12 protein-coding genes are annotated in these 12,451 nt (G+C 34.7%); 3 read left to right on the top strand and 9 right to left on the bottom strand.

Annotation, left to right across the window (positions count from 1 at the left end; translation table 11 throughout):
* From phytr_RS00740 to atpH, 8 genes are all read right to left on the bottom strand, one after another.
* Entirely contained in the window at nt 1-636 is a 636-nt protein-coding gene (locus phytr_RS00740) for a DUF2659 family protein (RefSeq protein ID WP_106873984.1), read from the bottom strand.
* A 150-nt stretch (nt 637-786) separates the two neighbouring features.
* A complete protein-coding gene (gene alr, locus phytr_RS00735; RefSeq protein ID WP_106873983.1) occupies nt 787-1,869 on the bottom strand; it encodes an alanine racemase in 1,083 nt (360 codons plus the stop codon).
* Nucleotides 1,870-1,886: 17 nt separating this feature from the next.
* On the bottom strand, nt 1,887-2,303 hold the full coding sequence (locus tag phytr_RS00730; RefSeq protein WP_106875022.1) for a 6-carboxytetrahydropterin synthase: 417 nt from the start codon (nt 2,301-2,303) through the stop codon (nt 1,887-1,889).
* Between the two features lie 2 nt (nt 2,304-2,305).
* The gene (locus phytr_RS00725; protein ID WP_106873982.1) at nt 2,306-2,665 is read right to left on the bottom strand and encodes a F0F1 ATP synthase subunit epsilon; all 360 of its coding nucleotides are present in this window, start codon (nt 2,663-2,665) and stop codon (nt 2,306-2,308) included.
* Nucleotides 2,666-2,668: 3 nt separating this feature from the next.
* Entirely contained in the window at nt 2,669-4,087 is a 1,419-nt protein-coding gene (atpD, locus tag phytr_RS00720; RefSeq protein WP_106873981.1) for a F0F1 ATP synthase subunit beta, read from the bottom strand.
* A complete protein-coding gene (gene atpG, locus phytr_RS00715; RefSeq protein ID WP_106873980.1) occupies nt 4,084-4,893 on the bottom strand; it encodes an ATP synthase F1 subunit gamma in 810 nt (269 codons plus the stop codon). The genes atpD and atpG overlap by 4 nt, the downstream gene beginning before the upstream one ends.
* The gene (gene atpA / locus phytr_RS00710) at nt 4,893-6,437 is read right to left on the bottom strand and encodes a F0F1 ATP synthase subunit alpha (protein ID WP_106873979.1); all 1,545 of its coding nucleotides are present in this window, start codon (nt 6,435-6,437) and stop codon (nt 4,893-4,895) included. Before atpA ends, atpG begins: the two co-directional genes overlap by 1 nt.
* 3 nt (nt 6,438-6,440) lie before the next feature.
* Nucleotides 6,441-6,971, bottom strand: coding sequence for an ATP synthase F1 subunit delta (gene atpH, locus phytr_RS00705; RefSeq protein WP_106873978.1), 531 nt, complete (start codon nt 6,969-6,971; stop codon nt 6,441-6,443).
* Nucleotides 6,972-7,169: 198 nt separating this feature from the next.
* On the opposite strand from atpH, the gene phytr_RS00700 reads away from it, so the two are divergent.
* The 3 genes from phytr_RS00700 (at nt 7,170) to phytr_RS00695 (ending at nt 9,743) form a co-directional block, all read left to right on the top strand.
* Nucleotides 7,170-8,627, top strand: coding sequence for a hypothetical protein (locus tag phytr_RS00700; RefSeq protein WP_106873977.1), 1,458 nt, complete (start codon nt 7,170-7,172; stop codon nt 8,625-8,627).
* 153 nt (nt 8,628-8,780) lie between these two features.
* Nucleotides 8,781-8,936 carry a hypothetical protein gene (locus phytr_RS06370; RefSeq protein ID WP_158706812.1) on the top strand — a complete coding sequence of 52 codons (156 nt, stop codon included), beginning with the start codon at nt 8,781-8,783 and terminating at the stop codon, nt 8,934-8,936.
* Nucleotides 8,937-9,035: 99 nt separating this feature from the next.
* Complete coding sequence (locus phytr_RS00695; protein ID WP_106873976.1) at nt 9,036-9,743, top strand: hypothetical protein; 708 nt, start codon at nt 9,036-9,038, stop codon at nt 9,741-9,743.
* A gap of 593 nt (nt 9,744-10,336) precedes the next feature.
* Here the strand turns inward: phytr_RS00695 and phytr_RS00690 are convergent.
* On the bottom strand, nt 10,337-12,430 hold the full coding sequence (locus phytr_RS00690) for an ankyrin repeat domain-containing protein (protein WP_106873975.1): 2,094 nt from the start codon (nt 12,428-12,430) through the stop codon (nt 10,337-10,339).
* Between the last annotated feature and the right edge of the window lie 21 nt (nt 12,431-12,451).

Genomic DNA, 12,451 nt, shown 5'->3' with positions numbered 1-12,451 from the left:
TTATTTCTTACTGTCTATCTGATATAAAAGGGCTCTAGCCTCCATTTGAATACCTTTAGGAGAAGATTCATCATCAAGAATACTAGATAAAATTTGCCGAGCATCTTGAATCTGATCTTGATCAACCAAATATAATGCCTTAATAATCTTGAAACTGTAGTCAAAGGGTATTTTCCCTCCAGATAATTTGCTAACATAACACTCAACTATTTTATGATCTATAAGATTTTTATGGTCCAAATAAATAGAAATCAAAGTTAACTTGACATAGGTATCTACAATAGCAGATTTAGAATTAATTGCCCGTAATATCTTCATAGCTTCACCAAACAATCCATTTTGAATATTTAAAGAAGCTAAACGCAATTTGCCTAATTCCGCCAAAGGTATATCCTTGCTTTGTTTTTTTAGCAAGTGATACCAGTCACTTTTTTCTTCTTTATGAAAAGAATTGAATATTGTATCAGCTAATTGTTCACTTAAACTACGAATCTTAGGTTGTCTAATATTATATGCTGAAAGCAGAACTATGGTTATAAAACCTAAAGATAAAGTTACTGCTAATAATCTACGAAAGACTTTTATTCCATACTCATCTCTTGCATCACAAACTAATTCACGTATGAAATTTTGCATAAAAATTTGTTTTTAGTTAAATGTATAGAAGACTTTATTAAGTTTAGAGCTGAATAAATCTAATATCATATACATGTATCTTAAGCATTCCCTAAAACTAATTATTACATAAAAAGATACTGACAATAAGATAAAATTTTTCATTTTTTATTATTGCCAGATAAATTTTACCCTATTTTGAACCCCCGTAAGCAAATTATAAGGACTGTTATGAGTTTGTGATGCTAAAGCCTCAACAGGCAAACCCTCTCCCCACAAAATAACCTTATCACCTACTCTTGCATTCGGACATTCTCGTAAATCCATAGCTATCATATCCATCGAAACCTTACCTATTACGCTACACAATTTATCATTTACTAAAACTTGTGCTCTACCTTCATTATTCATAGGATAGCCATCTCCATAGCCAAAAGAAGCTATACCAACAAGCATATCTTCAGGACATACATAAAGACCTCCGTATCCTATATAATCACCTTTTTTAAATTTTTGTATGGAGGTTAAAATAGTACTAACCGTCATCACCGGTCTCAGATCAAATTCACTAGCCATTTTACCTAAAACGGGACTTGCACCATAAAGAGCTAAACCTGGACGCACATAGTCAAAAACATAATCTGGAAAATTAAAAATACCAGCTGAATTACATAAACTAAATTCAGCATCAATTGTATCCACAATATTTTGAAATAATCCAATCTGCTTATAGTTTAGCTCATGGTTAGGGTCATCAGCACAGGCAAAATGAGAAATTATCCTTACGGGCCCTAAAACTTTACCACTTTTCATCACAGCCTCGTATACTTTATAAACCTCACTCACAGGAAATCCTAATCTTCCCAAGCCCGTGTTTACTTTAATCCATACCTTAAGCTTTTGCTTGAGATCTAAATTTAAGAACCAATCTAGCTGAGCATGATTATGCAATACTACATCTAAATCATTATTGGATGCTAAAATTAAATCATACTGCTCTAATACCCCCTGCATAAGGATAATAGGAGTTTTAATGTTAAGGCCATTTCTAAGAATCATAGCTTCTTCAACCGATGCAACACCTAAAGCATCAACAAGCGGAGCTATACGAAGAGAAACGGACCTAATACCATGACCGTAAGCATTCGCTTTAACCATAGCTATAATCTTAGCTCCTCTAGAGCAAGACTTTATAACATTCAAGTTATGTATCAAATTACTTGTCGATAGAACTGCTACAGCCCTTTTGTCCATAAAGATATTGTTAAATTCTAAACTTCAACCCAACAGCTAGGAGTTTCATATAACCTGACTTTCCCTATTCTTAAGTCTTTCGTATCCAGAATATTGCTTAGTATGTCATTTTTAAAATGATACGCAATATTTTCTGCTGTTGGATTATAAGGGAGATAATAAATTTTTTGTTTCGTAATTTTAGATATAGCTTCTCCTAACTCCTGATCATTTGTAGACAGTATCACCGTATGATCAAAATTTTGGTTAATCCAGCCATAAATGATTTGTTTTAGATCAGAAAAGTCTATCACCATTCCTAACTGATCAAGTTGTCTAGCTCTGATACTTACCTCAAGAACATAACGGTGACCATGGAGATCTACACATTTACCTTTATGACCAATAACTCTATGAGCTGCGTCAAAGTGTACGGTGATGCTACAACTAAATATGCTCATGCGGCAGCTTTTGCAACAATATTTAAAATGCTTTGATAAAAGCTTACTTTTTTAGGATAACTTGATATTTGTTTTTCTAAAAACGCTTTATCACATTTTTTTGCATCAACAAAATCATTACATAAAACCTTAACATGATCATCTTTAACTTCAACTTCGCCTCCATCAATATAAAAAGAACCAAGCACTAAACCTTTTGCATCTCTCAAAACTATAAGGCCAAATTGCAAACTGGCCATCAAAGCTATATGGCCTTTCAAAACACCTATCTGCCCATTAATTGTAGGAAGTAAAATCATATCAGCTTCTTGAGTATGTTTACCACCAAGTGGGGCGAAAAGAGTTAATTTTAACATAATTTATAATTGCATATTTCTTGCTTTTTCTACAGCCTCATCAATTGAGCCGATCATATAAAATGCACTTTCTGGCAAATGATCATAATCCCCATTTACAAGCGCCTTAAATCCCGCAATTGTATTTTCTAAAGATACAAACTTACCTTTAATACCAGTGAAAGCTTCTGCAACATAAAATGGCTGAGATAAAAATCTTTGAATTTTACGTGCTCTTGCAACAATTAATTTATCTTCCTCCGATAACTCGTCAATACCTAAAATCGCAATAATATCCTGCAAGGATTTATAAGTTTGCAGAACTCTTTGAACTTCTCTAGCAATAGAATAATGCTCTTCGCCAATATAGCTTTCAGACAATAACTGCGAAGTACTGTCTAAAGGATCAACCGCCGGATATATACCAAGTGCAGCAATATCACGACTTAGCACCGTTGTTGCATCTAAGTGAGCAAATGATGTAGCAGGAGCCGGATCAGTTAAGTCGTCTGCAGGTACGTAAATGGCTTGTACAGAAGTAATAGATCCCGTATGAGTAGACGTAATACGTTCTTGCAGTGCACCCATATCAGTTGCCAAAGTTGGTTGATAACCTACCGCAGAAGGAATACGTCCCAAAAGAGCCGATACTTCAGATCCGGCTTGAGTAAAACGGAAAATATTATCTACGAATAACAAAACGTCCTGCCCTCCATCTAAATCCCTGAAAGACTCAGCAACCGTAAGTCCAGTTAACGCAACCCTAGCCCTTGCTCCAGGAGGCTCATTCATCTGACCATATACCAAAGATACTTTAGATTTTTGAGAATCTTTTATATCAATAACACCACTTGCGATCATCTCATGATAAAGGTCATTACCTTCACGAGTTCTCTCACCTACCCCAGCAAACACAGTATAACCACCATGAGCTTTTGCGATGTTATTAATAAGCTCCATAATAAGAACAGTCTTACCAACACCAGCGCCACCAAATAGTCCAATCTTTCCACCTTTTACATAAGGAGCAAGTAGGTCGATAACCTTAATGCCCGTCACAAGTATCTCTCTTTGAGTAGATTGCTCAGTAAAAGCTGGAGGCTCTTGGTGAATTTCACGATACTCTTCAGAAGTAATAGGACCTTTATTATCAATTGGATCACCTATAACATTCATAATCCGGCCCAAAGTAGCTTTACCAACAGGCACCGTGATTTTCTTACCAGTATCTACTACCTCCAAACCACGTTTGAGACCGGTAGTTGATTGCATCGCAATACAACGCACATTCTTATCTCCAAGATGTTGCACAACTTCCAAGATAATTTTATGCCCTCCATTATCGCACTCAAGAGCACTCAAGATGTTAGGTAGATGATTCTCAAAAGCAACATCAACTACAGCTGATATAATTTGTGTTATTTTACCAATATTTTTACTCATAAAGCTTCGGCACCCGAAATAATTTCTATTAATTCTTTTGTAATTAGTTCTTGACGACTTCTATTAAATTGCAAAGTCAACTTATCTATTAAACTTTCAGCATTTTTACTTGCATTATCCATAGCTATCATCCTAGCAGATAATTCACTAGTTGCACTGGAAAGCAAAGCGCTGATTATACTTGTTTTAAAATACATTCTCAAAGCATCTGTATAAGACACTCCATCTAAAATATAATCATCTTGTCTTTCTTCAATCTCAATTGGCCAACATACTTGCTCATAGTAATCATGAGTAACAAAATTTTTGAAATTATTAAAATAAATCGAAACCCCACAAAGACTACCCGAAACAGCCTCGACCATTTTATCGGCAAGCTCATCAGCAAGAGCCCTGTAGTCAGCAAGATGATTAGAATAGAATTCTATATTTTCAAAATCTTTAAAATATTTTTGACCCTTTTTACCTATAACAATCAGCTGGGTATCACCTTCTATAAGTTTAGCAAGATCGGATTTAAAATGCTTTACAACATTAGCATTATACCCTCCGCATAAACCTTTATCAGAAGTGATCAAAACAGCCAACTGTTTATCAGGATGCTGACCTGATTTAGGAATATTAGGATTTACAGACAAAATTTTAGTAAGTATGTGTTGAGATAAATTTTTTAGCTCCAGATTATCTAAATACATGTGATGATATTTAGACAATTTATTAGCGGCAATAAGCTGCATTGCACGCGTTAGCTTCTGGGTTGCGCCAATACTATGAATTCTCTTTTTAAAATCCTTTAAACTTGGCATTATGCGCTAAAAAAAGTTGAATTTTCCTTTCTAAAGTGAGATAAAAACTCATCTAATTCTTTCATAAGATCCTGATCTAAGGCTTTTTTGGTACGGATTTTTTCTAAAAGGTCACTCCTTAAAAGCTTCATAGCTTTCAATAATTCTGTTTTAAAATCCTGAACTTTGTTTACAGGTATATCAAGAGCCATTTCTTTTGAAGCCGCATAAAGTATCACAACCTGTTCTTCTACTAGCAACGGGCTGTATTGCTCCTGCTTCAATAACTCTGTAAGCATTGCACCTTTTCTTAATAATTTTAAGGTTGCGCTATCTAAATCTGATCCAAACTGAGCAAAAGCTGCCTTTTCTCTATATTGAGCCAATTCCAACTTAGTTGAAGCTGAGACTTGTTTCATCGCTTTTACCTGGGCAGCTGAGCCAATACGACTTACAGATATACCAACGTTTACAGCAGGCCTGATACCCTTAAAAAATAACTCACTCTCAAGAAAAATTTGACCATCCGTAATAGAAATAATGTTAGTTGGAATATAAGCAGATACGTCACCCGCCTGAGTTTCAACTATAGGAAGAGCGGTTAATGAACCGGCACCCTTGTCGTCAGACAGCTTTGCAGCACGCTCAAGCAATCTTGAATGCAGATAAAAAATATCACCAGGGTATGCCTCACGCCCAGGAGGCCTACGAAGCAATAATGACATCTGCCTATATGCAACAGCATGGCTACTTAGGTTATCATAAATTACAAGCGCATGTTTTCCTTTATCCCTAAAATACTCCCCTAATGTACATCCCGTATATGGAGCAATAAATTGCAAAGCAGCACTCTCAGAAGCAGTTGCTGCTACAACTATAGTATAAGGCATTGCACCTGAATCAGATAATTCTTTTACGACTTGCGCAACACTAGATCTTTTCTGTCCTATTGCAACATATATACAGTATACCTTTTCATCCTCATTACTATTATTATGAGCATTTTTTTGGTTGATGATTGTATCAATTGCAATTGTAGTCTTACCTGTCTGTCTATCACCAATAATAAGCTCTCTTTGACCTTTACCTATGGGAATAAGTGAATCTATAATCTTAATACCGGTTTGCATTGGCTGACTCACGCTTTGACGGGAGATAATATCGGGCGCATTACCTTCTATAACTCTACTTTCTTCAGCAACTATAGGCCCCTTACCATCAATAGGCTCACCTAAGGCATTTACAACTCTGCCCAAAAAACCCTGCCCTACTTTTGTTTGAAGTACTGTATTGTGTCTTTTAATTAAACTTCCCTCTACAATACCAACCTCACTACCCATCACCACGATACCAACACTGTCTTCTTCAAGGTTCAAGACCAAACCTTTAACGCCAGCTTCAAACTCTACAATTTCTCCTATTTCAACACCCGCTAGACCATAAGCCTTCACAATACCGTCACTTACGGCTAAAACGTAACCAACTTCCTCCAATTTGGACGAAAAATCTATATCTTTTAGTTGTCTTTCTAACGTCGATACGAATTCATCTAATTTAATCTGCATTTTTTATACTGCGTTTAATATATAATCCTTAGTTTTTCGCAATTTACCCTCAACTGAATTATCCAATAAAAAGCTATCAAATATTATTTTTACCCCACCAACCAAAGCAGAGTCAATCACTTGTTCTATCTCAAACTTTTTGTCAAAGCGTTTATCCAAGTATAAAGAAATGTCTTTTGTTTCTTTATCGCTTAATTTTCTTGCTGAATGCACTTGTGCTATTTCTATCCCCAAAGAATGGCGTCTTAATTCTTCAAAATATAAAATAAGTTTAGGCAAAATATCAAGCCTTCTTTTATCCAAAAGCTTTGTGACTAAATTCACAATAATAGGATCAAATTTCTGTTTTTTTACATTATCCAAAATAGCCTTACATGAATCGTCATATATAAAAAGGCGCTCATTATAATTTTCATGCAACTTAGAGACTAGCTCATTAAGTGTTTTAAGCTGATCAGATATTTCAGGATTACTTCCAGCTACCTTAAACAGCGCTATAGCATAATTAACAACAAGCTTAGGAGCAAAAAACATATATTTTTAAGATAAACTCGCGCGATTGATTAACGTTTTTCAGTATATATATGAGCATTGACATATTCAAGTCTAAATTTGAAGAGCTATTGCACCCATACATCAAAAAAATGTTTTTGCTCTTAAAAAATACAAATTTACATTTCTCGAAAACCTTTATGTTAAAATCTAGAAAAACCTTCAATCAACAATACTTTTATGAGAAGACTAGGAGACAAAGAGTCCATAATAGGATACACATGGGACTATTTAAAAGTACTCGCTGGTTACGAAACAGAAGTAGACCAGGAGTTAAAAATAGCGTTACTAGATGGCGGCACTTTAGCTGCAAAAGAAGCCGTCGAAAAAGGAGCTAAGGTTGATGATTCATTATTAGAGTATATTTCTGATAAAAACGATAACTATAAATCTAATTTTAAAGAACGTTGGTTAAATGAAGCTATAAGTGTTGAATGTTTACCATTAGTCAAGCTATTCCTAGATAATGTAGCAAAAATTTCAGGCAATACTCTTCACTCTATCGCCTCTTCAGAAAACCTAGATATAACCAAATTATTCCTTAAGAAACTAGATAACAAAGCGGCAAAAATAATTGCAAGCCATGCCCTAGACCTTAACAAAATTGATGTTCTTGAATGTATAAAAAATGAAGGTATAGACCTAAGCGCCTTAGCTGATAGATTTGATCCAGATTTTAGAAATGCAAAACAATTGAAATGGATCCTTGACAATACAAAAGACATTCAAAATCCTCAAAAACATTCTAAATACTTTTTTAAAGCAGCTAAGCAAGCCTCTTCCCAAGCAATTCAAACGCTGATTGATTATGGTTTTGATGTAAAAAATTTCGATTCTTTTCCCAAACTCATTGATCTTTTACCGCAAGAAATTTTCGGAATGGATTACGAAGGTATTTTTAAACTTTGCACATTAAAAGCTAAAATTGGAGAGTTAAATACGGAACAAATCAGAAAATTGCAACAAGCTATGCCTGATATTCTCAAAAAAGGCGATAAAAAGGAAGTTATTACCGCTGCTTCTCATATATTATCTGAATTGAATCAAAATGAAACTTCAGAAGCTGAGAATCTTAAACAAGACTTAGTAAAGGTAATATCAGCTCAAATAAAAGAAACACCAATTCAAACAAAAAACTTTCAGGCTACTTTTCAAGATAAAACTATTGGAGAACTAAATGATCTTTGTAATTTATTAAACGAGATATTTAAGTCAGTAGAAAAAAATCCTAAAATTGTAGATTCTGATCCCGCATTACCTCAAGTATTAAAAGAATTAAATGAATCTTTTAGTCGCATTTTAAGTTATAGAAGAGAAATAATAAAAGATCATATCTTGTATGATAATAGTTCAGAAAACGACTCTTTGTTACGAGATAAATTAGGATTTGAATTGTATAAAAATCAAAGAGCCGGAGAATTAGGAAAAACACCAAAAAATATTGGTTTATTTAGAGAAGACATGTTAAATGAATTTATTGATATTTTGAATCCTATGGAGGTAGGCATAGCACATTTCAAGATTTCGAAAATTCAGGAAGCGGCAAAATTAAACCCACGTAAACCAAAAACAACAAAAACAAAATGGGTAGATAAAGCCACCAAAAATCCCAAATCTCTCAATAGCAAGGGAAAATAGTTACTGCTTCACTCTATACTCCATTTGTCGGTAATGCAGCGCTTCACTAATATGGCTACTATTAACCACATCCATATATTTCACTATTCCAGCTATCAGCCTTATACCATTATAAGATCTTTTAAACAGCATAAATTTAGCTGAGCTATTAAAATGTCGATAGTTCCTCCGGATGTTCTAATGATGGCATTTGAGATGTATTATGATTTTTCCTCAGCTCCGGAAGAGATTCGTCAACATTCTTCAATAAGTTTTTTAGCATATCATCCGTCAAAAAATGAGATCTTAAATATTCGAAACAAAATGTAAATAATGGTTGACAATACAACAAGTAAATGATGCAATCGATATATGAGGTAAGATCAAATCATGACTAAAATTAATAATAAATTTAGTAAGGAGTAGATTATGAGACGTATTGATGAGGGCCAAAAACATGGTGGAATTTTAAAAGCTATAGGTACTCGGGTAGAAAAATGGATACAAAGTACAGTTGAACGAAATAGGCGAGAGATGAAACCGGAAATACCGCAAAAGCTAGAACAAATGCAATTAAATACTACGGACCTTAAGTTACTATTCAGAGAGTTCCATATAAAATTTCTCAACCTTACCATTGGCGCTCATACATATTGGCTTGTAACAGACTGTAATTTTAATCCTTTAATTGAATATCATGGCATGGCGATTAAAGCAGAAGCGCCTCAAAAGGCACTTGTAATATCTGGTGGGACCTTTTTGGAGAATGGTGACTTAGTAAAGGTGTTTAGACACTCACATGCAGGCGCAGATAATGTATTAACCTATAGAAAAGCGCACAATATTTTTGAATCCCATAGTCTGTATAATAAAGCCCAACCTTTCAGAGTAGTGACGAGCGAGAGAGAAGAAGTGATTAATATAATAGAGTCCTTCGAAAGGTCAGGATCAATATGGAATAGCAAAACTATAGAATATAATATACTTGGAGGAGAATATAATATATTTGGAGGAAATTCTAATAATACCCGCAAGGTATCTAACAGCAATGGTGTTACGTTTACATTAGGATGCTTGGCTGTGATATCCAACCAGATTCGATGGATCGTCTCTCTAGTCATTTTGCCCCCGGTCTAGAAAATAAATGCGCGTTATTAACCGATAATACTGATTCGGGTATAGATTTAGCTGGTCATGATTCAGAATTTAGCTGGTGATGATTCAGAATATATTTCTTAGAGCTTATCTGAATACTGATTATCTAATTCTGTCGCATCTGTTTTTAGTTTTGTGTTTTGCCACATAATGTAAGATTTTAGAAAAACTATGCGGCCATTAATATAGCAAAATTCTCAAAAGTAGAAACGTTATTATCCGAACCAATAATCTGTTTTTTCTGTATCATACGAACAATACTTAACAAAGAGTTTAAAGAGAAATGGATTAATAAAATCACCGAAAATCCTAAATCTCTCAATAGCAAGGGAAAATAGTTACTGCTTCACCCTATACTCCATCTGCCTGTAGTGTAGCGCCTCGCTAATATGACTACTATTAACCACATCTATATATTTCACTATTCCAGCTATCAGCCTCACGCCATTATAAGGTCTTTTAAATGGCCTGTAGGCTATTTATTGAAGCAAAAATCATTTATGCCTCTACATCAATACATAATGATCTTTGTAGGAATACAGCCACTACCCCACTAGTTTTAGGTCGCACTTCTCCTATAAATCCAAATCTAGCCCCTCATCATTTTGTCCCGCAAGGATAACGGCAATATGTTCATCTAAATCTAGGGCTAAAAGGCTATCATTAACCATATTTTTTTCACCTATCTCATGATTATGTATTTCTAATCCCTTATCTCGTTCTTCTCTACTTAGTTTTATCTTTTTATTTGGACGCTCTTCATTTGTAGCTTCATTTAAAGTATCTCGCGATAGTTCCTCTGGATGTTCTAATAATGTCATTTGATGTATATTGTCTTCTTTCAGCTTGGGAAGGGATTCGTCAACATTCTTCCATAGGTTTTTTAACATACCATCCGATAAAGAAGGAGTAAGTTTAGTATTTTCTTTCAATTTATTTAGCTCTAAACATATCTCTATCTGCTTTTTCTTATCCAGAATGTCTGAAGTTATATCGTCTTGAGCTTGCGTAATACACCGAACCAATAAGCTAAACTGAGAAGAAAGCTTCTCTTGACTTATAAATACCTTAGCTCCATCCTGAACATGATCTTGTACTGAAGCAGAAATAGTATTTGCTATCAAAGTAATTTTTTCTGCATTACTACAAATATTTAAAATATCATCTTTTTGTTCTAAAAAAGTTCTCAAATCCTCAAAATCTATGTCAGCACCCCCAAGGATTAATCTTTTTATTACTGCTTTATGGTTATTCTTAAATGCAATATTTAGAGGAGTTGCACCATCTAAGTTTCGTATATTAAGGTCAGCTTCACACTCTTTTAAGCATTGTATCGCTGCACTACGATCATTTTCTGCAGACCAATGTGTAGGAGTGTACCCATTATTGCTTCTAGCATTAACGTCAGCTCCAAAACTCTTTAAGCATCTTATGGTCGCAATATGACCAATAAGTGCCGCTCCACAGATAGGGGTAATTCCTGCGTTTTCTTTCACATTCACATCAACTCCACGTGCTGTTAAGAAAAATATTGCATCAATATGGCCATTGAGAGCAGCATAATGTATAGGAGTAACTCCTTTATTATCTTTCGCATTAACATCAGCTCCTAATTCTGTCAAGCATTGCATTACCTCAATATGACCATTCAGAGCAGCACGGTGTATAGGCGTAGTGCCCTCATCATCTTTCTCATTAACATCAGCTTTACATTCTTTCACTAAATACTTTATTACCTCAACCTCTCTACATTCAACAGCCTTGTGCAAACCTGTTTTATTCTCTCTACCTTGACAGCTTTCTAAATACCCTATTATTTCAATATGACTATTGACCTTAGCAAGATCCAGAGGTGTACGCCCTTCATTATTTTTTACACTAATATAAGCTCCAAATTTTATTAACTGTTTTAGCACCTCAATATGACCATGTTGGGCAGCCAAATGCAATGGAGTGCATCCTGCATCATCTTTCGCATTGAAATCAGCTCCGAATCTTTCCGAGCAGAGTGCTTCGTTAACATAACCATATTTAGCAGCTACATGCATAACTGTACTCCCTACATTATCTTTAACATTAACATCAGCTCCAAATCTTCCTAAGCAGAGAGCTACACCAATATGACCATATTGAACAGCCACATGCAACGGAGTGAGTCCCATATAATCTTTTGCACTGAAATCAGCTCTCAATATTTCTAAGCAGCGAATTGAATTGATGTTACCATATTTAGCAGCCACATGCAGCGGAGCGCTTCCTGTATCATCTTTTGCATCAACATTAGCCCCAGAGCTTTTTAAGTGTTTTATCATTAAAGTAATAGGAGCATTTACCCCAAAATGCATAGGCGTACATCCTGTATTATTTTTTGCATTAACATCAGCTCCAAATTTTGTTAAGCATTTTGCTGCCTTAATAAGATTATATTGAGCGGCTACATGCAACGGTGTACATCCCATATCATCAATCGCATTAACATCAACATTAAATTTCCGTATTAAACATTCTATCATTTCCGCTTTGCCATACCGCGTCGCAAAATGCAAAACACTTTTACCCTGATCATCTTTTAGTTGTGTAATATCACCCACTCTTTTTATTACCTTCTCCAATGAATCAATTTTTCTACTTTTTATTGCACTAGAAACCTTTTGAAATATATTATCCATTTTTAAATCTTAATTCGTTTT

Origin of the sequence: Candidatus Phycorickettsia trachydisci (assembly GCF_003015145.1) — a bacterium.
GTDB lineage: Bacteria > Pseudomonadota > Alphaproteobacteria > Rickettsiales > Rickettsiaceae > Phycorickettsia > Phycorickettsia trachydisci.
This window is presented reverse-complemented; position numbering and strand designations above follow the sequence as displayed.

Excerpts from the sequence above, each read along its gene's own strand:
- phytr_RS00740 (WP_106873984.1), bottom strand. The coding sequence starts at position 636 with ATGCAAAATTTCATACGTGAATTAGTTTGTGATGCAAGAGATGAGTAT.
- alr (WP_106873983.1), bottom strand. The coding sequence starts at position 1,869 with ATGGACAAAAGGGCTGTAGCAGTTCTATCGACAAGTAATTTGATACAT.
- phytr_RS00725 (WP_106873982.1), bottom strand. The coding sequence starts at position 2,665 with ATGTTAAAATTAACTCTTTTCGCCCCACTTGGTGGTAAACATACTCAA.
- atpD (WP_106873981.1), bottom strand. The coding sequence starts at position 4,087 with ATGAGTAAAAATATTGGTAAAATAACACAAATTATATCAGCTGTAGTT.
- atpG (WP_106873980.1), bottom strand. The coding sequence starts at position 4,893 with ATGCCAAGTTTAAAGGATTTTAAAAAGAGAATTCATAGTATTGGCGCA.
- atpA (WP_106873979.1), bottom strand. The coding sequence starts at position 6,437 with ATGCAGATTAAATTAGATGAATTCGTATCGACGTTAGAAAGACAACTA.
- atpH (WP_106873978.1), bottom strand. The coding sequence starts at position 6,971 with ATGTTTTTTGCTCCTAAGCTTGTTGTTAATTATGCTATAGCGCTGTTT.
- phytr_RS00700 (WP_106873977.1), top strand. The coding sequence starts at position 7,170 with ATGAGAAGACTAGGAGACAAAGAGTCCATAATAGGATACACATGGGAC.
- phytr_RS06370 (WP_158706812.1), top strand. The coding sequence starts at position 8,781 with ATGTCGATAGTTCCTCCGGATGTTCTAATGATGGCATTTGAGATGTAT.
- phytr_RS00695 (WP_106873976.1), top strand. The coding sequence starts at position 9,036 with ATGAGACGTATTGATGAGGGCCAAAAACATGGTGGAATTTTAAAAGCT.
- phytr_RS00690 (WP_106873975.1), bottom strand. The coding sequence starts at position 12,430 with ATGGATAATATATTTCAAAAGGTTTCTAGTGCAATAAAAAGTAGAAAA.